The sequence below is a fragment of the Mumia xiangluensis genome (assembly GCF_010994095.1).
GTDB lineage: Bacteria > Actinomycetota > Actinomycetes > Propionibacteriales > Nocardioidaceae > Mumia > Mumia xiangluensis.
Window position 1 is genome coordinate 656004 of sequence record NZ_WJYO01000001.1, and the last position, 19637, is coordinate 675640.

At 69.4% G+C, this 19637-nt stretch carries 15 protein-coding genes; 5 read left to right on the forward strand and 10 right to left on the reverse strand.

The annotated features are described in order from the left end of the window. Nucleotides 1–48: 48 nt before the first annotated feature. From GH747_RS03005 to GH747_RS03020, 4 genes are all read right to left on the reverse strand, one after another. Nucleotides 49–858 carry an ABC transporter permease gene (locus GH747_RS03005; RefSeq protein ID WP_149768062.1) on the reverse strand — a complete coding sequence of 270 codons (810 nt, stop codon included), beginning with the start codon at nt 856–858 and terminating at the stop codon, nt 49–51. Continuing rightward, nucleotides 855–1760, reverse strand: coding sequence for an ABC transporter ATP-binding protein (locus GH747_RS03010; protein ID WP_149768063.1), 906 nt, complete (start codon nt 1758–1760; stop codon nt 855–857). The genes GH747_RS03005 and GH747_RS03010 overlap by 4 nt, the downstream gene beginning before the upstream one ends. Before the next feature lie 301 nt (nt 1761–2061). Next, nucleotides 2062–2580, reverse strand: a complete 519-nt coding sequence (locus tag GH747_RS03015) for an EXLDI protein (protein WP_149768064.1) — start codon at nt 2578–2580, stop codon at nt 2062–2064. Nucleotides 2581–2723: 143 nt separating this feature from the next. Then, entirely contained in the window at nt 2724–4214 is a 1491-nt protein-coding gene (locus GH747_RS03020) for an FG-GAP repeat domain-containing protein (protein ID WP_149768065.1), read from the reverse strand. A 193-nt stretch (nt 4215–4407) separates the two neighbouring features. On the opposite strand from GH747_RS03020, the gene GH747_RS03025 reads away from it, so the two are divergent. Beyond that, entirely contained in the window at nt 4408–5604 is a 1197-nt protein-coding gene (locus GH747_RS03025; RefSeq protein ID WP_149768066.1) for a DUF4185 domain-containing protein, read from the forward strand. A gap of 97 nt (nt 5605–5701) precedes the next feature. Then, nucleotides 5702–6268, forward strand: a complete 567-nt coding sequence (locus GH747_RS03030; RefSeq protein WP_149768067.1) for an HdeD family acid-resistance protein — start codon at nt 5702–5704, stop codon at nt 6266–6268. 106 nt (nt 6269–6374) lie between these two features. On the opposite strand, the gene GH747_RS03035 is transcribed toward GH747_RS03030, so the two are convergent. From GH747_RS03035 to GH747_RS03050, 4 genes are all read right to left on the reverse strand, one after another. Beyond that, the gene (locus GH747_RS03035; RefSeq protein WP_228552746.1) at nt 6375–7643 is read right to left on the reverse strand and encodes a cytochrome P450; all 1269 of its coding nucleotides are present in this window, start codon (nt 7641–7643) and stop codon (nt 6375–6377) included. 63 nt (nt 7644–7706) lie between these two features. Further along, nucleotides 7707–8084 carry a DUF488 domain-containing protein gene (locus GH747_RS03040; RefSeq protein ID WP_149768069.1) on the reverse strand — a complete coding sequence of 126 codons (378 nt, stop codon included), beginning with the start codon at nt 8082–8084 and terminating at the stop codon, nt 7707–7709. A gap of 120 nt (nt 8085–8204) precedes the next feature. Then, on the reverse strand, nt 8205–10988 hold the full coding sequence (locus GH747_RS03045) for an ExeM/NucH family extracellular endonuclease (RefSeq protein WP_163695266.1): 2784 nt from the start codon (nt 10986–10988) through the stop codon (nt 8205–8207). A gap of 135 nt (nt 10989–11123) precedes the next feature. Beyond that, the gene (locus GH747_RS03050) at nt 11124–13487 is read right to left on the reverse strand and encodes a 5'-nucleotidase C-terminal domain-containing protein (protein ID WP_149768071.1); all 2364 of its coding nucleotides are present in this window, start codon (nt 13485–13487) and stop codon (nt 11124–11126) included. A 135-nt stretch (nt 13488–13622) separates the two neighbouring features. Here GH747_RS03050 and GH747_RS03055 point away from each other — a divergent pair, with 135 nt between their 5' ends. Together GH747_RS03055 and GH747_RS03060 are read left to right on the forward strand one after the other, a co-directional pair. Next, a complete protein-coding gene (locus tag GH747_RS03055; protein WP_228552747.1) occupies nt 13623–14252 on the forward strand; it encodes an IMPACT family protein in 630 nt (209 codons plus the stop codon). 110 nt (nt 14253–14362) lie between these two features. Next, the gene (locus GH747_RS03060; RefSeq protein WP_149768073.1) at nt 14363–14575 is read left to right on the forward strand and encodes a PLD nuclease N-terminal domain-containing protein; all 213 of its coding nucleotides are present in this window, start codon (nt 14363–14365) and stop codon (nt 14573–14575) included. A gap of 10 nt (nt 14576–14585) precedes the next feature. Here the strand turns inward: GH747_RS03060 and GH747_RS03065 are convergent, their stop codons facing one another. Continuing rightward, nucleotides 14586–15116: a TetR/AcrR family transcriptional regulator gene (locus GH747_RS03065; RefSeq protein ID WP_149768074.1), complete on the reverse strand. Its 531-nt coding sequence runs from the start codon at nt 15114–15116 to the stop codon at nt 14586–14588. Between the two features lie 333 nt (nt 15117–15449). Between GH747_RS03065 and GH747_RS03070 the strand changes: the two genes are divergently transcribed. Beyond that, nucleotides 15450–17021: an MFS transporter gene (locus tag GH747_RS03070; protein ID WP_149768075.1), complete on the forward strand. Its 1572-nt coding sequence runs from the start codon at nt 15450–15452 to the stop codon at nt 17019–17021. Nucleotides 17022–17216: 195 nt separating this feature from the next. On the opposite strand, the gene GH747_RS03075 is transcribed toward GH747_RS03070, so the two are convergent. Then, nucleotides 17217–19634 (reverse strand): immune inhibitor A domain-containing protein, encoded by a 2418-nt coding sequence (locus tag GH747_RS03075; RefSeq protein ID WP_228552748.1) that lies wholly within the window; start codon nt 19632–19634, stop codon nt 17217–17219. Between the last annotated feature and the right edge of the window lie 3 nt (nt 19635–19637).

Genomic DNA, 19637 nt, shown 5'->3' on the forward strand with positions numbered 1-19637 from the left:
GAACTCATCGGCGCCCGGCCCGGGTCGTACGGTCGTGTTCGTCCGCGGTCAGCGGCGCACGGCGTCGCGACGGTAGAGCGCCCGCGACCACACGTAGCCGCCGACACCGATCAGCACGGTCCACCCGAGCGCGAGGAGGAGCTGCGAGCCGTCGACTCCGGTCCCCTCGAGCAGCGCTCGGACCGTCTCGATGATGGGTGTGAACGGCTGGTACTCGGCGAACCACCGGATGCCGCTCGGCATCGTCTCGACCGGCACGAACCCGCTGCCGAAGAACGGCAGCAGCATGACCGGAAGGATCACGTTGCTCGCTCCCTCGACGGTCTTGCTGCTCAGCCCGAGCGCGACACCCAGCCACGTGAGGGCGTACGCGACGACGATCAGCAGCCCGAGCGCACCCAGCACGCCGGCTGCTCCGCCGTCGGCCCGGTAGCCGATGACGAAGGCGAACCCCAGCACCAGCACGAGACTGATCACGTTGAGGATCAGGCTGCCCAGCACGTGCCCCGTCAGCACCGACGACCGCGCGATCGCCATCGTCCGGAAGCGGGCGATCACACCCTCGGTCATGTCCGAGGCGACCGACACCGCCGTCATCATCGACCCGATCGAGATCGTCATCGCGAGGATGGCGGGGGTGATGTAGGTGATGTACGCCGAGCGTCCGCCGGTGCCGACCCCGGCGCCGAACGCCTCGCCGAAGACCACACCGAACAGCACGAGGAACAGCACCGGCTGCAGGATTCCCCACGCCGACATGCCGGGGTAGCGCCAGGAGTGCAGGAGGTTGCGCCGCAGCATCGTCATCGAGTCACGGACGATCTGCGGGCGGTTGACGGGTGCGGTGGTCGTGCTCATCGTGCTGCCTCCGTGGGGCGCGGGTCGCCGGTGAGGGCGAGGAAGACGTCGTCGAGGTCGGGCGTGTGGATCGCCAGGTCGGCGACCTGCTCATCAGCGGCATCGAGCTCGTCGAGGATCGTGCGCAGCGAGCGGACGTCGCCGCCGTACGGCAGCCGCCGCGTCTCGCCCCCGGTCAGCGTGACCTCCACGTGGCCGGTCGGCACGAGCCGCTTGAGCTCGGCACTGGTGCCCTGCGCGACGAGGGTGCCGTGGTCGAGCACGGCGATCGTGTCGGCAAGCTGATCGGCCTCCTCGAGGTACTGGGTGGTCAGGAAGATCGTCACGCCGTCGGCGACCAGCTCGCGGACGATGTCCCACACGGCCCGGCGGCTGCGCGGGTCGAGCCCGGTGGTCGGCTCGTCGAGAAAGATCAGCTGCGGGTCGCCGATCAGGGTCATGGCGAGGTCGAGGCGACGCTTCATGCCGCCGGAGAAGGTGGCCGCCCGATTCTTCGCCACGTCGGTGAGGTCGAAGCGCGCGAGAAGGTCGGTCGCACGGCGGCGGCCCTCCTCACGGTCGAGGTGCACCAGGTCTGCCATGAGGAGAAGGTTCTCCTCGGCTGTGAGCAGCCCGTCGATCGCGGAGAACTGGCCGGTGACGCCGATCCGGGCTCGGACTGCATCCGGCTCGGTCGCGAGGTCGTGGCCGAGGATGCGCGCGGTGCCTGCATCCGGGCTGATGAGGGTCGACAGGATCTCGACCGCGGTGGTCTTGCCCGCGCCGTTCGGCCCGAGGAGCGCGAAGACGGTGCCGGGAGGGACGGTGAGGTCGATGCTGTCGAGGACGAGCTTGTCGCCGTACGACTTGCGGAGGCCGTCGGCGACGAGCGCCGGCGGTTGTGGCGGTGGTGTGGAGGTCATGATGGGATTCCTCGTTCTGGGAAGAGGGCAGGCTCGCGCCCGCCGGGGATGCGGCGTTGGGGTTCTGCTGGTCGAGCGGCCCGGACCGCTGGTCGAGGCCGGAGCGTGAGCCCCGCCCGCTGGTCGAGGCCCGAGCGCTAAGCCCGCCCGCTGGTCGAGGCCGGAGCGCTAAGCCCGCCCGCTGGTCGAGGCCGGAGCGCTAAGCCCGCCCGCTGGTCGAGGCCGGAGCGTTAAGCCCGCCCGCTGGTCGAGCGGCCCGGACCGCTGGTCGAGGCCGGAGCGTTAGCGGAGGATCGAGACCTCAGACGTCCAGGTCCTCGACCGGAGCATGGTCGGCGGTGGCCTTGACGAGCGCGTAGAGCTCGGCCGGGACGTGGGCCTCGAGGTCGGCGGCTGTCTCGTACACGTCGACGGTGGAGGTCGCGGCTCCTGTCCCCCACGTCTGGTCGGAAGCGACGTACTTGCGCCAGCCGGATGCCTTGCCGTCGGCCCCGGCGGTCCAGGTCGTCTCGGGGCTGCGCTCCGTGTGGACGACGAACTTGCCCGTACGCCCCTGGTAGACGCGGTAGTGCTCCACGCGGTCCTTCGTGGAGCGGCCCCACTCGGCGAGGAGGACGCCGACGAAGCGGGTGCGCTGGGTCTTGCCGACGCCGACCTTGACGGTGATCTCCGAGAAACCCTCCAGCTTGCCCTCCTCGGCTTCGACGAACCGTCGGAGCGCTGTCGAGATTGCCTTCGAGAGATTGCCTCCGACGAGCTCCTGGGCCCGTTGGTAGAGGGGCAGATCGCTGTCGGAGACGTAGATCGTCTTGTTCGGCATGCGCTCATCGTAGTCCGCTTTCGTATGCGTATCAATATACGTATAACTGGAGCGTAGACGGCGCTGCGTCAGGGCGCAAGGGGGAAAAGCCGAAGGGCGGGCCGTCGATGATCGACGGCCCGCCCTTCGAGGGTCTGTGAGCGCTAGGGGGTGTGGCTCCAGATCCCGATCTTGTTGTTCTCGAAGCTCGAGAACACGATGTCGCTCGAGCCGTTGCGGTCGAGGTCGGCGATCTTCGCGCCGCCGGCCTGACCCCAGCCCTCGGACTCCGGCAGCAGGCGCTGCTGGAAGACCCCGGCGGCCGTCTGCTCGAACCAGTAGAGACGGAACGCTCCGTCGCCGGACACCGCGAGGTCCGTGTCACCGTCGTTGTCGATGTCACCGAACCCGGTCTTGCCCGGAGCTGCCTGACCCGGTCGCGTGCTGCCGACGAACTCCGCACCCGGGTCGACGCCCGCGGCGAGCGGAGCGACCGTCCAGCGGTCGCGCGGGTCGGCGGCCGGGGTCAGGAGGAAGACGTTCGGCTTGGCCCGGAGAACGGCCGGCGGGCCTGCGTTGTCGAGGTTCGTGTGGTTGACGCCGACCCAGCGGTCGACCCCGTCGCCGAAGAGGTTCTCGGCCTTGTGGATGCTGAACGACGGGCCCTGTCCGCGGCTGATCTCGTGCATGACGAAGTCGGACGAGGAGAGGCCGTCAGTCGCGTCACCGACGCGCTCGAACCACACGAACGACGCCTCGCCGGTCGGCGGGCCGAGGACCACGGGGCTGACCCCGAAGTACTGCGCCGAGGCGATGTCGAGGTCGCCGTCACCGTCGACGTCGGCCACCACCGGGCTGCTGCCACCGCGGTTGGCGAGCGCGACGGGCTCGGCGAAGCCGCCCTTGCCGTCGCCCTTGAAGAACTGGAGCTCGACGACGTCGTCGGTGGTGCTGGACGGGTTGAACCCCTGCTCGCCGACCGTGACGATGTCCTTGCGGCCGTCGCCGTCGAAGTCGACGAACTGCAGGTCGTGGTAGGCGAACGGGCTGCCGGTGACGATGTCGTGCCGCTCCCAGTCGCGCAGCTCGGCGATGCACGTCTTGAGCGCCTCGAGGGTCCGCGAGGTCAGCGGGCACTTGGCGAGGGCGAGGATCTCGCGCACGCTGCGGGGGGTGTCGTGGTTCTCCCACCACGTCAGGGACCCGCGGCTGAAGCCCATGCCGCTGTCCCAGAAGTAGCCGGCGGGCTGGATGATGTCGACGTCGCCGTCACGGTCGACGTCAGCGAGGGTCGGTTCGCTCGGGAAGATGATGCCGTCCGACGGCTCGACCACAGGGGTCGTCTTCCACGAGCCGACTCCGCCGTCGCGGCGAGGGCCGGCGTTCTCGTAGACCGTGACCGAGCCCGGCTCCGGGAAGGCGGCCGGGCCCTGCATCGTGAGCTTGCCGTAGCTGGTCGAGACCAGCTCGGGACGGGAGTCGCCGACAAGGTCGTCGACGGAGGTGAACGCCGGGCCTACGGCGTCCTCGGCGACGATGGTGCGGGTGAACGGCGAGGTCTCGTCGGCGGCGGCGGGGCTGCCTGCCATCGCCGCTGCAGCGACTGCCGCAGCGAAGGCCACGGCTGTCGTGGTGGTACGGGTGGGGGATCGCATGACTGCTCCTTGAAGCCGGTGTTCCACTTCCTGGAACGTCGTTTCATCGGGATTTCGCAGTCAATATGTCACAGGGTGAGCGACGAAGTCGAGAGTTGTTCAGATACTTCCCGAGCAGCTCACGTCATGGACGTCACGCCGGGATCACGTGCCCGCAGGCCGTCTGCGCTCTACCGTCGACAGGAGAGCGAGCATGGACGATCCCGAGCAGCAGCGGCCGGCGAGCACCTCGGGCCGACGGATCGGCATCGCGGTGCTCGTCGTCGTGTGCCTGGCGGTCGCCGGGCTCCTGCTGACGCTCGTGGTTCCCGGCGACGACCCGGAGACGACCGCCGACCCCGACGACGGCGCGTACGAGACCTCCTGCGTGAAGATCCCTGAGCTGCGGACCATCGACGACCTGCAGACGATCGTCGACACGATCCGGGGCGGCCCCGAGCTGCAGGGCGGTGACGTGGGCGCGGACCTCGAGCTGCAGGACGGCCGCCGCATCTGGCTCGTCGGCGACACGCTGCGGTCCGAGGAGTTCGACGGTCAGCGATTCGTCCGCAACTCGATGCTGCTCATCTCGCCAGGCTGCGCCCGTACGGTGTTGCCCGAGGACAACGGTGCGGTCATCCCCGACCGCGCCGACGGCGTCGGCTACTGGCCGATGTCGGTCGGGCGCGTGCAGCGCGGCGACGTCGACGTCGTGGGGGTCGGCGTCCAGCGAGTTCGCAGCACCGGCGGACCGAACACCACCGAGTTCGAGAACCTCGGCCCCGCCATCGCGGTGTTCCACGTCGAGCGCGGAGGCACCCCGCAGCTCGTCGAGGTGAAGGACCTCGGACCTGACGACCCCAGCCGTACGCGGCCGACCTGGGGCGCCGCCGTCGCCGTGGACGACGACTGGGTCTATCTGTACGGCACGGCGAACCCGGAGACCGAGGGCGTCTTCGGCTACTCGCTGCGGGTGGCGCGCGTCCGCATCGACGACATCCGCGACCAGCGCCGGTGGCGCTACTGGGACGGGAGCCGGTGGCAGCGGGATCCCGACTCCGCCCAGGAGCTGATCGCGGCACAGGGCGGCGTCTCCCAGACGTTGAGCGTGTTCGAGCAGGACGGCTCGTGGTACGCGGTGAGCAAGCAGGACGAGTTCCTCGGACGCAACCTCGTGATCTGGAAGGCACCGTCTCCGACCGGGCCGTTCACCGTGGCATCGACGGCGGCGACGATCCCGTCGGACGCAGCGACGGGGCAGCTGCGCTACATGCCGCTGGCACACCCGGCACTCCTCCCCGAGCACGGTTCGGTCGTCGTCTCGTACAGCCGCAACAACACCGACGTCGGCAAGGTCGCCAGGAACCCGTTCCTCTACCGTCCTGAGTTCTTGCGCGTCGACCTCCCCTGAGTCCGGCAACGGCTTGCAGGACGCTCCGCGTGTCCGCGCATCGCCGTGGTGGCAGCGGCCCTAGGGTGAAAACACAGCACGATCAGTGGGGGTAGCCATGACCGACCTGTCAGCACCATCGATCACTTCCGTCGCGAAGACCGCCTGGTGGGTCCTCGTCGCCCGCGCCCTCATCGCCCTCGGGCTCGGCATCACCGCGCTGGTGTGGCCCGGCCCGACTGCGAAGGTGATCATCGCGCTCTTCGGCGTCTGGGCACTGGTCGACGGCATCATCGCCCTCGTCAGCATCTTCACGAGCAGGGGCCGCTCCTGGGGCTGGTTGCTCCTCGAGGGCGTCCTCGGCGTCACGGCCGGCATCATCGCGTTCCGGGCGCCGGAGACGGTCGGCCTCGCGATCGTCATCGTGATCGCCTTCTGGTCGATCATGATCGGCGCGCTCGAGATCTCGGGTGCTCTGCAGATCCGCGAGGTCCCCGGCAGCGGGTGGGGGTGGCTCCTCACCGCCGGTATCTTCTCGATCCTGTTCGGCATCGTGCTGATCGCGTGGCCCGACATCGCCGCCAAGACCCTCATCGTCCTCATCGGCATCTACGCGATCCTGATCGGCCTCTTCTGGCTGATCACGGCGTTCATGATCCGCAAGGACGTCACGCAGCTCGACTAGCTGCCGCGGACGCCAACGCCCCACGCTGCGACCAGGGCCGTGGGGCGTTGTGCTGGAAGCACACGTGTGGAGAGTGCTGCAGGAGAGTGCTGCGGCGGGGTGTCTGTCAGCCGTACAGGCGGACCGGCAGCTTCTCGATGCCGTACACGATCGAGCGCTGCCGGAACGCGAGGTCCCGCGGGTCGCACGCGAGCGTGATGTCGGGGAAGCGGCGGAACAGGCGCGGGTACGCGGAGCGCAGCTCCATGCGGGCGAGCTCGGCGCCGACGCAGCGATGGAATCCGTAGCCGAACGTCACGTGCGACACCGGCCAGTCGCGGTGCGGGTTGAAGCGCTCGAGGTCGGGACCACCCGTACGGTGGTCGCGGTTGGCGCCGGAGAGCGAGCAGACGACGACGTCGCCGGCCGTGATGTGCCTGCCGAAGAGGTCGTGGTCGACCTTCGCGAACCGGGGGAACGCGACCTGGACGACGGTGAGGTAGCGCAGCATCTCCTCGACGACGGGATCGGCGAAATCGTCGTCCGCGATCAGCCGGGCGCGTGCCTCCGGGTCGTTCATCAGCACCATGGCGCCGAGGGCGATGGTGCTTGCGGTCGTCTCGTGGCCACCGGTGAAGACACCGTCGGCGAGGCCGCCGAGGTCGTAGTCGGAGATGCTGTCGCCGACCTCCTCGATGATCTTGCCGATGAGTCCGTCACCGGGCGCGTCCCGTTGTGCCTTGGTGGCGTTCATCAGGAACGTGCGCGACTCGGAGATCGCGCCGAAGGCCGCACCGCCGCCGGACACGTCGAAGCGCGCCGAGCCGAGTGCGAAGAACTCCTCGCGCGACTCGTCAGGCAGGCCGAGGAGCTCGCAGATCACGAGGAACGGCACCGCGAACGCGAAGTCGGCCATCAGGTCGACCTCCGGGCCCTTCTTCTCCATCACGTCGAGCTGGTGCTCGATGATCTCGTCGATCTTCGGCGTCAGGCGAGCGAGCCGGCGCATCGTGAACTCGGGCGTCAGGAGCTTACGGAGTCGGGTGTGCTCCGGTGGATCGGTGAACCCGAGCCCGCCGATGTCGCCGTCGGCGGCACCGACCTCGCCGACGAACGGACGGATGTCGTTGCTGTACGTGGTGCGGTCGGCGAGGACGGCCTGCGCCTCTTCGTAGCCGCTGACGAGCCAGATGTTCATCCCGAACAGGCCGGCGAGGCGTTTGACAGGCGCCTCGGCACGGACCCTCCCGAGCTGCGGGACCGGGTCGAGACCGTTGCGTCGCAGCGGCATCAGCCAACGGTTCGGGACGAAGGTCAGCTTCGAGAGATCGATGCCGTCCTTCTGCGACCGAAGCAACGTCCGCTGGGCGATCCGCGTGAGCAGATCCGTCGTCATCTTGCGCATAGTCCGACCAGACTAACGTTCGGCCGGGTCCGCGATGGCAGTCGGAGACCGATTTCAGGGATGTCCCTGAGTGCCCTGGGTGAGCACCTGGGCGAGTACGGGGACGGCGCTGCGCTCGATGGGCCTGGTGGCGGTGAGGAGCGTCAGAACCGCCCCGTCGGCCTGGCCCCTCAGGGCGTCGACGGCTTTGCGGCCGGCTGGTGCGTCGAGCTCGGCGCGGTAGCGACGGACGAACTCCTCGTACGGAAGGCCTCCGTGGTGGAGGGCGTGGCGAAGGTCGCTGCTCGGCGCCACGTCTTTGTCCCACGCTGCGAGGGCGAGGGCCTCCTTGCGTACGCCGCGCGGCCACAGCCGGTCGACGAGCACCCGCATCCCGTCGTCGTCAGCAGGAGGGTCGTACACCCGTCTGCCCTGAACGCGGATCGGCCCCATGCCCTCAGTCAGTCACGTTCCCGTGCACGCAGCATGCCGACACGGGCGTGGGGTGGTCCCGGGCCACGTGGTGACCCGGAACCACCCCACTGTCGTGATGGTGTCTTGCTGTGGCGCGCGTCAGCGTCCGAGGACGCGTGCCGTCACCGTCGTCTCCGACGCCGCATGGGTCGCGTCGCCGGTGTAGCGGACGGTGAGCTGGTGCGTGCCAGGCTTCAGCGCCTTCGCCGGGACCGCGACGACGGTCACGCCGAGGACGAGCTTCTGGCTCGCGAGCACGGTGTCGCCCTTGAGCACCTGGACGGTGCCGGTCGCCCGGGGCTTGACCTGCGCCGCGATGATCGGACCGAACAGCGGCGAGATTCCCGGCGTCGCCACCGCGCTCACCGTCGTCGGCGTGAGCTGCTCCTCGAGAGCGATGCCGACGAGCGCCGGATCGTGATCGCTGGAGCGGAATGCGGTCTCGTCGTAGAACAGCGTCGCGTTGTTGTTGTAGCGGCTGTACTCGTACGCGATCGGCTCCATCGCGTTGATCGACCAGACGCCCATGCCGGTGATGTCCGGCGCGGCCGCGGGCGATGCGAACACATGGTCGAGCGACCCGATCTCACCGTCGAACTGGTAGGTCTCCGCCGTCTCGTAGGTCTCCTCGAGGTCGACGTAGCCCGCGTCGCGCAGGACCGTGATCGGGTCCTCCTTCGAGTAGGAGTTGAGGTCGCCGGTGAGATAGACCTTGTCGGTCCCGGCGGCCGCCTTGACGGTGTCGGCGAACGCGACCAGCGCGTGCGCCTGCGCGACCCGCTCGACGTTGCCGGCACCCTGGTCGGGGTCCGGCGTGCCGGAACGCTTCGACTTGAAGTGGTTCACGATCGCCACGAAACGGTCGTCCTCGGTGCCGGCCACGGGCTGGAACGCCTGCGCGAGCGGCTCGCGAGCATCCGCGAAGGCCGGGTCACCGACGAGCACGGTCGACGCGCCGACCGGAGCGACGACCGCCGGCTTGTAGATGAACGCCGTACGGATGAAGTCCTGCTCCGCGACCGGCGGCAGCGCCGATGCGTCGGGCGACGGGGCGTACGCCCAGGTGCCCGCACCGGCCGCCTCGTTGAGCGCCTCGGTGAGCGCGGCGAGCGCGGCGTCACGGTCCTTGCCGAACTTCACGGAGTTCTCGATCTCCTCCAGCGACACCACGTCGGCGCCGAGCGCGTTGATCGCGGCGACGATCTTCTTCTCCTGTCGCTCGAGCTGCACCGTGCTGGCGGCACCGCGCGGTCCTGCCTGGCCGACGCACTCGTCGACCGTCGTCGGGACTCCGTCGCGGTCGACGAAGTACTCGCACGAGATGCCGGTCGTCGCCTCGTACTCCTCGCCGGTGGTGATGAAGTAGTTGAGGACGTTGAACGCCGCCAGCGTGAAGTCGCCGCCGACCTCAGGCGCAGACTGCGGGCGCTCGGCGCCCGCGAAGGTCGCCGGGAGGACGTCGTTGGCGTCGTCCGCGGTGAGCTGGGCGGTCGGCTGCAGCTTCCACGCGCTGTTGCGGTAGTCGAGGACGACGTCCTTGACGAACGTCGCCGACGCCCCGACACGGATGGTCGTGTCGGCGTCGATCCACGGCTGCGGGGTGTTCTTGCCGCCGGCGGTGTAGTTCGTCGAGGAGCCGTCGTCGAGCGTGATCCGCTTGGTGGCGTTCTCCGCGTCCACGGCCTGCGAGGCGGCGCCGGGAGCGGCGACCTCGGTCGGGACGTACAACGGCGAGTCTCCGACCGCGAGGCCGAGCTCGGCGAACGTGTTGGTCGTGTAGTTGTTCGTCACCGTGAAGGGGCCCTTCGGGGTGACGAGCATGCCTTCGAGCGCCTCACGGGCAGCGTCGCCGAGCGGCAGCGCGAGCTCGGTGGCCTTGACCGCCTCGGCAGGCTCGTCGAGCACGACGACGTCAGCCGCGGCAGGGGTGATCTCGGTCATCCCGCCGAACTCGCTGACCACGCCGGTCAGCTCGACGTGGTCACCGACCGCGACCTTCGCGACAGCGGCGCTGCCGAAGACGAAGATGCCGTCGGAGGTGCCGGGCGTCGCGTCGCCCGCGCCGCCGCTGCCCGCCGTCTGGAGGTAGAAGCCGTTGAAGCCACCCGTCGGGTACGCAGCGGTGACCACGCCCTGCGTGATGACGGTGTCGCCGTCGTACGGGCTGGCTGCGCCGGTGCCCTGGATCTCGGCGATGGTGCGCTCCTCGACCGGGTTCGGCGTCGGCACGCAGGCCTCGCCGCACGCGGTGGGCGTCGGGGCGGCCGAGGTGAAGTCGGCGCTGTTGTTGTTGGTGTCGGTGCCGTCGGTCCGGTTGACCGACGCGGTCACCGAGTAGCCGCTCGCGACGGGTGCGGTCTCGGACGTGTTGGAGACTCCGTAGCCGAGGAGGTCCACGACGTTCGGGTTGGCCACGACGGTCGCACCGTCGCCGGTGAGGGTGTCGGCTGTCTTCGTCAGCGCGAGGGTGCCGCCGTTGGCGTTGCCGGAGAACGCGATCGTCGACGGGGCGTCCGGCGTCGGCAGGGCGGCCCCGTTGGTCGAGTTCGCGTTGCCGCTCACGAGGTAGTGGGCGCCTGCCGGGATCGTCCCGGTCAGCGCGATCTTGCCGGTGAAGGCGGTCGTCGAGCTGTACGAGCGGTACTGGACGGTCCACCCGTCCACCTCGATCGGCGAGGACGTCGGGTTGTAGAGCTCGACGAACTTGTTGAGGTACGTGGCACCGGCGCTGCCGCCGTTCAGGTAGGCCTCGTTGATGACGAGATGGTCGGCGGGTACGGCGCTGGCCGGCGCCGCAGCGACGGCGCCGAGCGTGCCCGCGGCAAGCGCGCCTGCGGCCAGCAGCGACGTCGCGCGGGCGACGCGTGGGATGGAGCGTGACACCTGGATCCTCCTAGAGCTGTGCGTCCGGGACGCTGTCGTTACGGGACGAGCATGCGGAGCGAAATGTGCGTGCGGGTGAACGGTGCGAGAACGGATGAGGGCCACGCCCTGCTGGACGTGGCCCTCATCTTTCGGCTACCGGCCGAAGACCTTCACGGTGATGACGGTCTGCGACGGCTTGTGTGTGCTGTCCCCGCCATAGCGGACCGTGACCCGGTGCGTCCCCGGCGGGAGCGCCCGTGCCTTCAGCCCGATCAGCGTCACGCCCCGGACGAGCTTCTGGCTGCCGAGGACCTTGCCGTCAGCCGACACGACCTCGACGGTCCCGGTGGCCTTCGGCTTGACCTGAGCGACGACGACCGGGCCGAACAGCGGCGAGATACCCGGCGTCGCGACGGCGGAGATCGTCGTGGCGGTCTTGACCTTGACGACCGTGACCGGGAGCGACACCACAGTGCCCGACGGAGTTGCCGTCAGCGTGAGCATGGCGGGCCCCGTCGCGAGGGTCGCAGGCGCGGTGAAGCTCACGGTCGCCTGCCCGCCGGTGACCGGGAAGGTGCCGATCTCCGTCGACCCGATCTTGGCGGTCAGCGTCGTGTTCTGCGGGCTGTTCAGCGAGGTGAGGTCGAGCTTGGAGACGTTGAAGGAGTATTGGTCACCCGTCGTGATCGAGCTCGGCGCGCCGGAGACGATCGTTGAGCGGCGTGCGAATGACGGGCTGACCGGCGAGCCCTCCTCGAGGTACGCGATCCACGCGTCACGGTCGACCAGTCCCGAGTCCTTCGGGGCTTCGCCGTCGTCGAAGACGTGGAAGTTGTCTCCGCCGGTCGCCAGGAAGCTGAACGTCCCGATCCTGTAGTCCTTGGCGAGGTCGATCGGATCGCCGTTGATTGTGACCGAGTCGATGACGCCCTTCTTGCGCGGATTGCCCTGAGGATCGGCCGGGACCGAGAGGTCGTCGACCTCGTGGAACGTGTAGGACACGTTGTCCGAGAGCCCGAGCTGGAGGTAGGCACGAGAGGGGACGTCACCGTCGTCCTCGCGCTGCCACTGCTGCTCGAGCATCGTCACGAACTGCTCACCGGTGAGCGTGACCGACCAGAGGTTGTTGACGAACGGCAGCACCGCGTTGGCCTGCGCGAACGTCACCACCCCGTCGGCGTCGGTCGGGATCGTCGGGTCGGGGGCGTACATGAGGTCGGAACGCAGGCCGCCGGGGTTCGCGACACCGATCTCGGCGTTGCCGCCCTGCTCGTCGTCGAGGCTGTCGCGGAGCGTGTTGGCGACCAGGTTGCCGAGCGTCGACTCTGACCCGCGATCGTCGCGTACGCCGGTAGCCGTCGGGGTCGGGTGCGTGTAGACCCCGTTCTCGTACGTGCCGCCGGTGAGCGCGGTCGTGATGTCGTTGGTGATCGTCGCCTTCGGCTGGTTGCCGACCGCGGCCGAGTTGGCGAGCGCGGCATCCACGATCTGCTTCACGGCAGCGACCCGCGGGTACTGGGCGACGAGGTCGGCGTCGGCCGTGGTGGTGCGTGCGACGACGCCGCGGGTGTAGGCGGTCACGTCGTCGGTCGCGGTGTCGTACGTGATCTCGACCTTGGCGACGCCCTCGCCGTAGTTGCCGGACTGGACGAGCGGGCGAGTGCCCGCGCCCCCGGGGATCGGCGCGTCGTACGCGTAGCGCTGGTGGGTGTGGCCCGTGAAGATCGCGTCGACCGAGGCGACCGTGTCGTTGACCATGTGGGCGAAGACCGGGCTCGCGGACACCTGCTGGTCGAGTGTGGCTGCGGCGTCAGAGAGGGGCGCGCCCTCGTGGTAGCTGGCGATGACCAGGTCGGCCTCACCGTTGGCGTCGTCGCCGTCCTTCAGCTCGCCTGCGACGCGGTTGACGGCGGCGACCGGATCGCCGAAGTCGAGGTCGGCGATGCCTGCGGGGCTGACGAGGCTCTTGGTCTCCTCGGTCACGACGCCGATGATCGCGACGTCGACACCGGCCACCGTGTACTCGGCGAACTCCGGGAGCGCCGGCGTCTCGGTGCCCTTCTCGTACACGTTCGCGCCGAGGAAGACGGGAGCACCGAACCGGTTGTTGCCCATCCTCGGGATGACGCGGTCGGTGAGGTCGGCGAAGCCCTGGTCGAACTCGTGGTTGCCGACGGCGGAGTTGTCGAGCTGGAGCGCCTTGAGGACGTCGATCGTGGGGTTGTCCTGCGCGACCGCGGAGGCGAACAGCGAGGCGCCGATGTTGTCGCCGGCAGCGACGAACACCGTCTTGTCCTCGCCGCCGGCAGCTCGGAGCTGCTCGACGGTGCCCGCGAACTTCACGGTGTTGGAGTCGATCCGGCCGTGGAAGTCGTTGATGCCCAGGAACGTGAGCGTGACCTCGTCCACGGGCGCCGCCGAGGCGCTGGGGATGGCTGCGAGGGGTGCCGCGACGAGCGCGGCTACGGCGGCGACAAGGGTGGATCGCCGGAGAAGAGTACGTTGGCTCGGTCGCATCAGGGGACTCCTCCAAAGACGTGGATGCCGCTGACCATAGCGAGTCGAGGTAGCCAGCGCTGCCACAACGTATGACGGTTCCGCCACGTTCAGATGGCAACAATTGAGGGTTCGGACGGATCAGCAGGAGGTCCTGTGGGCGGCGACCACTATCTCGTCCCTGCGCGTGATGCCGAGGCAACCCTCGAGATCAAGGGCTCGCGCTTCCTCGGGTGGGTCCGCCGGGTCGGGTCCGAGGAGGACGCTCGCGCGTACGTCGCCGACGCGCGCCACCTCCACTGGGACGCGCGGCACCACTGCTCGGCCTTCGTGATCGGGTCGGACGGCGCCCTCCAGCGCAGCAACGACGACGGCGAGCCGAGCGGCACCGCGGGCGCCCCGATGCTGGACGTGCTCGTACGCCGCGAGGTGCGGGACGTCGTCGCGGTCGTCACCCGGTGGTTCGGAGGAACGCTCCTCGGCGCCGGCGGCCTCGTGCGGGCGTACTCGGACACGACCGCGGCCGCGCTGGACGCAGCGGGCCTGCTGCGCCGCGAGCTGCGGACGCGCGTCGAGATCCGGGTCTCGCACAGCGAAGCGGGGAAGGTCGAGAACGAGGTGCGCGCACGAGGTGTCGAGGTGCTCGGCGTGGAGTACGGCGCCGGCTCGGTCGTGCTCGCCGTCGCCGCGTGGCCGGAAGCGGTCACGTTCCTCGGCGAGCTCGTCGCCACCCTCACCCGTGGTTCCGGGGACGTTGCGCCGGGCGAGACGTTCTGGGTGCCCTGAGCCACCCCTCCCCTCCCCGATTTGTGGACTTCGTCAAGGTTTTCGGCCTCCGATTCCTTGTCAGAGTCCACAAATCGGGGACGGGGCGGGTCCGGGGGTACGGTCGGGGGATGGCGAAGAAGAGCTGGTCCGACCTCACCCCGAACCAGCGGCGCGCCGTCGTGGCGGTCGGGGCGGCGGAGGTGGTTCTCACCACCGCGGCCCTGGTGAGCCTTGCTCGTACGCCGTCGGCTCGCGTGCGCGGCCCCAAGGCCGCGTGGGTCGCGGGATGCTTCGTGCAACCCTTCGGACCCGTCGCCTACTTCCTCGTCGGGCGCCGCTGACCGCGACCGCTCAGAGGGCGTCGAGCCGGGCGAGGACGTCGCGGACGTGGTCGAGCGAGCGCTTGTGCGCGAGCCCCGTCGTGTCGTCGAAGTAGAGGCCGTCGCCGATCAGCTGGACCGTACGCGCGAGCGCGTCGTCGCCGTAGTGCTCGGCGAGGACCGCGAACCATCCGTTGCGGAGCTCCGCGAGCGTCTCCCGAGCACGGGTGTCGTCCTGCGCGACGCGTGAGGCCGCGATGAGCCCACGGTCGAACGCCGAACCGGTGTCGACCGACGTCTCGAGGTAGTAGCGGACAGGGCCCTGCGAGGCGTCCTTCATCTTGTCGACGTCGGCCCTCCCCTGCTCGCGCAGCCGGTCGAGCATCGCGTCGACCATCGCGTCCTTGCTCGGGAAGTGGTAGAGCAGGCCACCCTTCGACACCTCGGCACGCGCCGCGACCGCGTCGAGCGTCGCGATCCGGCTGCCGCCCTCGACGAGGAGCATCTCGAAGGCGTCCAGGATGCGGTCGCGGGTGGAGGCACCGTCGGTTCGGGCGGACATGCGAGCACTCTAGCGAGGGGGTGGTTTCGACCCTTCGACCCTTCGACCCTTCGACTCGCTGCGCTCGCTCAGGACGGCGCTCGCTGCGCTCGCTCAGGACGGCGCTCGCTGCGCTCGCTCAGGACGGCGCTCGCTGCGCTCGCTCAACCAGCGGGGCTGCGCTCGTTCGACCTGCGGGGTGGGGTGGCGAAGAACACCACGAAACCGGTTGAGTCCTGCGACGCCGACTCTGTACCGTCTGGACGGGAATGACTGTACCGGCTGGACGGTTTACCTAGAGGTGGCCGCCAACGCCGGCCCACCACGTACCGACTCACCTGAACGGGGGACGCCATGAGCACCACCACGCCCGATCGCTCGCACCTCACGCACGCCGGTGCCGGCACGCGCAAGCCGGTGGCGCCGACCCCTGCCCGCGCGGGCTGGCGTCAGTGGGGCGCGCTCGCCGTGCTGATGCTGCCCGTGCTGATGGTGAGCATGGACAACACGGTCCTCAGCTTCGCCCTCCCCGACATCAGCTCGTCGCTGCGCCCGTCGGGTACGGCGCTGCTGTGGGTGGTCGACATCTACGCCCTGATGCTGGCCGGACTCCTCGTCGCGATGGGGTCGCTCGGCGACCGCATCGGGCGACGCCGGCTGCTGCTCGTCGGCGCCGTCGGCTTCGGCGCAGTGTCGTTCTTCGCCGCTCAGGCGGGCGACATCAACGGACTCATCGCAGCCCGTGCCCTGCTCGGCGTCTTCGGAGCGACCCTCATGCCGTCGACGCTGTCGCTGCTGCGCAACATCTTCACCGACCGCCAGCAGCGACGGCTCGCGATCGCCGTGTGGGCCGCAGGGTTCTCGGCCGGCGCCGCACTCGGACCCGTCATCGGTGGCTGGCTCCTCGAGCACTTCACCTGGCACTCGGTCTTCCTGATCAACCTGCCGGTCGTCGCCCTGCTCGTGCCGCTCGCGCTGTGGCTGGTGCCCGAGTCGCGTGACCCGAACCCGGGCCCCGTCGACCCGATCAGCATCGTGCTGTCGATGACGACGATGCTGCCGATCGTCTACGCGATCAAGACGTTCGCCGAGCACGGGTTCACCGCCGTCGTCGGATGGGCCCTCGCGATCGGTGTCGCCAGCGTGGTCGTGTTCGTCCGGCGCCAGCTCGTCCGCGAGCACCCGCTCGTCGACGTGCGCATGTTCCGCAACCGCGTGTTCTCGGGTGCCCTCGTCGCGAACCTGCTCAGCCTCATGGGCCTCACCGGGTTCCTGTTCTTCGGCGCGCAGTTCCTCCAGCTCGTCGTCGGGCTCGACCCGATGGACGCGGCGCTGGTCCTCGTGCCCGGACTCGTCGCGACGATCGCGGCCGGGCTCCTGGTCGTGAAGCTCGTGCCGCTGTTCGGCGTACGGGCTGTGGTGTCGGTGAGCTTCGGCCTGTCGGCCGTGGGCTACGCGATCGCGGCCTTCGCGGGCTCGGTGCCGTCGGCCACGTCGATCGCGGTCGCGTTCCTCGTGCTCGGCATCGGCATCGGCTTCGCGGAGACGCTGACCAACGACGTCGTGGTGTCGAGCGTTCCGGCGGAGAAGTCCGGCGCAGCGTCCGCGTTGTCGGAGACCGCGTACGAGATCGGTGCCGTGCTCGGCACCGCCGTGCTCGGCGGGATCCTGACCGCGACCTACCGCGCGCAGGTCGCCGTGCCGCCGCTCGCCGGGACCGAGGCCCAGCGCGAGGCCGCCGGCGAGACGCTCGGCGGTGCGATGGAGCTGGCCTCGAGCATCCCGCCGCAGGTCGGGCACTGGCTCGTCGACTCCGCACACCTCGCGTTCGACCACGCGGTGCAGACGACGAGCGCGGTGGCGATCCTCATCGCGCTGGGTGCGGCCGCGGTCTCGTGGTTCACGCTGCGCGACGCGGGGCGCTGAGCGGGTTTCGACTCGCTTCGCTCGCTCAACCAGCGGGCAACGGCGCTCAACCAGCGGAGGGTGCTCGCTCAACCAGCGGGGGTTTCGACTCGCTTCGCTCGCTCAACCAGCGGGCAACGGCGCTCGCTCAACCAGCGGGCAACGGACGGGCCCCGGGGATCGCTCCCCGGGGCCCGCTCGCGTGCGTGACTCAGATCAGTTGATCTTGATCTTCATCGAGGTGCCGTTCTGCTCGAGCACCTTCACCTTGACGCCGACCGCGGGGAGCTTGACCCCGTGGTTCGGCAGCTCGGCGTACCAGTACTTCTTCGTGTCGTTGAAGACCGGCTGCGGAGCCTGCGCCCGGATGTAGCTGGCCTTGCCGTTCGTGTGCAGCGTCATCGAGTCGGCCTTGATGAGCCCGAACGGCGCGTCGTACACCTGGATGCGTGCCCGCCACGGTGCGCCCGTCGCGAGGTTGATGATCGGCTCCGGGTGCGCGTCGATCGGCAGGTTGCGTCCCTGACCGGGGTGGTCGGTCGTGTTGTTGTCCGCGACCGAGGTGTCCCAGTACGAGATGAGCAGGCCCTGGCCGTAGCGGTAGTGCTCCACCCAGTCCGGCTTCGTGTTGAGGAACCCGAAGTTGTACGGACCGGTCTCGAGGTACTTGTCGTACCCGACGTACGAACGGTGACCCATGACGTAGTAGTTGTCGTACGGCAGGGTCGTCGTCGCGCCGACGATGCTGTAGCCGTCGAACGTCCACGCCGGCCCGCCGGCCTCGGCGCCGTCGGACAGGATGCTCGCGCCGTCGGCGGTCACCGCGATGTCGTCGAGGAACAGGCCGGGGCGGGTCAGGCCGCCGTCGGTCTTGTAGTACGACCGGAACAGGATCTTCTGACCGGCGTACGCGTTGAGCGGCACGACCACGTTGCCCCATGCGGGGTGCGCGCCGTCGAGGGCAGGGGCGCCGGACGCGTCTGCGCCGTACGCCGTGCCGTCGACCGTGCCCGGCAGCGACGTCCACGTCTTTCCGCCGTCCGTGGACGCCTGGAAGTACGCGTAGTCGTAGCCCTTCTCGATGTCCCAGCGCGCCTTCGCCGCGAACGACGCCGACGTCTTGCCGGTGAGGTCGAGCTCGGTGGTCATCGAGTTCGCGAGGTCGTCCGCAGCACCGGAGAAGAACTGCTTCGTGCCCGAGGCCGGCGCGCCGTAGCTGCGCGTGACCTGCTTCTTCGGCAGCACGACGACCGCGCCCTGCGCCTTGTTGGAGTTCCACTCCTGCGGGCCGAGCTCCAGCTTCTTCTTCTGGGTGGCCGCGACGACCTCGTAGTCGAGCCAGCCGAGCTGCAGCTTCTCCCACGCGCCGAGGTCGCCCGGTCGGGTGCCGAGCGGCTCGCCCTTGCCGTTGAGGCGGCTCTGTGCCATCAGCGTCCAGTACTCGTTGGAGTTGTCGCCCTTGCTCGAGGTGTCGTACGCGTCCGGCAGACCGAGGTCGTGGCCGTACTCGTGGACGAAGACCGACAGGCCGCCGTTCTCCGGCTGCAGCGTGTAGTCGCCGACCCAGAAGCCGGTGTCGCCGATCTCGGCGCCGCCGAGCGGGTTCTGCTCCGGGCCGGTGATGCCGGCGTCGGTGACGAAGGCGTACCAGCGGTGCGACCAGAGCGCGTCGCTGCCGTAGATCGGGTCGCCGTCCGCCTCGTCGCCGCCCGCGTGGACGATCTGGAAGTGGTCGATGTAGCCGTCGGACTCGTTGAAGTCACCGTCGCCGTCGAAGTCGTAGCGGTCGTAGGTGTCGTACGAGGCCAGCGCGGCCTTGATCTCGGCGTCGGTCTTGCCGGCGGCCTTCTGGTCCGCGACCCACGCGGTCACCGCGTCGCGGATGAGGTCCCAGGCGTTGGTCTCGGTGCCGTCGGCCTGCAGGCGTCCGTAGCGGGCCTCGTTGTACGGGACCTTCACCCAGTCCTGGACGGTGCCGTCGACGGTGTAGCGACCCGAGGACTGCGCCTCGTAGTAGGTCTTCACCGACTCGTCGCGCTTGCCGTCCGCGAAGTACAGGTCCTGGTAGTGGTCGCGGTTGTAGTCCGACTGCCAGACGGTCGAGTTGTCCTTCGTCCGGTCGGGCTCCGGGATCTCGTTGTGGATCGGGCCGTCGAAGCGCTGTGGCTCGACGTCCTCACCGGTGACGTTCCAGCCGTCGTCCGGGAAGTCGGGGTGCCGCTCGTCGCCGAACTCCGTGAGGATCACGAAGATCTTGTCGGCGCGCTCCTGCTCGAGCTCGACGTACTGGTCCTGCTTCGTCGCCTTGGTGCCGGACTTCGCGAGCGCCTTGCGTCCGCGCGTGGTCGCGAGCGCGGCGGCCTCGGCGGGCGAGTACGACTTGCCCACCTTGACGACCTCGGTCCCGTTCTTCACGACGGGCTCGGCGTCGCCGTTCACGACGGAGGTGAGCGCCTCTTCGCGGAGCGCTCGACGCTTGTCTTCGAGCGGGTTGGGGAGCTCGTGCTCCCGGTTCGCCTTCTCGGCGGCGGTGACCGGTGGCGCGGAAGCCGCTGTCCCCGGTGACATGAACGCGGCGGCGCCGAACGATGCGGCGACGCCGAGCGTGATGACTGCCGTGCTGAGTCGTCTCAAGAC

Bases quoted from the DNA above. Each gene is read 5' to 3' on its own strand.
- GH747_RS03005 (WP_149768062.1), bottom strand. From the start codon at position 858: ATGAGCACGACCACCGCACCCGTCAACCGCCCGCAGATCGTCCGTGAC.
- GH747_RS03010 (WP_149768063.1), bottom strand. From the start codon at position 1,760: ATGACCTCCACACCACCGCCACAACCGCCGGCGCTCGTCGCCGACGGC.
- GH747_RS03015 (WP_149768064.1), bottom strand. From the start codon at position 2,580: ATGCCGAACAAGACGATCTACGTCTCCGACAGCGATCTGCCCCTCTAC.
- GH747_RS03020 (WP_149768065.1), bottom strand. From the start codon at position 4,214: ATGCGATCCCCCACCCGTACCACCACGACAGCCGTGGCCTTCGCTGCG.
- GH747_RS03025 (WP_149768066.1), top strand. From the start codon at position 4,408: ATGGACGATCCCGAGCAGCAGCGGCCGGCGAGCACCTCGGGCCGACGG.
- GH747_RS03030 (WP_149768067.1), top strand. From the start codon at position 5,702: ATGACCGACCTGTCAGCACCATCGATCACTTCCGTCGCGAAGACCGCC.
- GH747_RS03035 (WP_228552746.1), bottom strand. From the start codon at position 7,643: ATGACGACGGATCTGCTCACGCGGATCGCCCAGCGGACGTTGCTTCGG.
- GH747_RS03040 (WP_149768069.1), bottom strand. From the start codon at position 8,084: ATGGGGCCGATCCGCGTTCAGGGCAGACGGGTGTACGACCCTCCTGCT.
- GH747_RS03050 (WP_149768071.1), bottom strand. From the start codon at position 13,487: ATGCGACCGAGCCAACGTACTCTTCTCCGGCGATCCACCCTTGTCGCC.
- GH747_RS03060 (WP_149768073.1), top strand. From the start codon at position 14,363: ATGGCGAAGAAGAGCTGGTCCGACCTCACCCCGAACCAGCGGCGCGCC.
- GH747_RS03065 (WP_149768074.1), bottom strand. From the start codon at position 15,116: ATGTCCGCCCGAACCGACGGTGCCTCCACCCGCGACCGCATCCTGGAC.
- GH747_RS03070 (WP_149768075.1), top strand. From the start codon at position 15,450: ATGAGCACCACCACGCCCGATCGCTCGCACCTCACGCACGCCGGTGCC.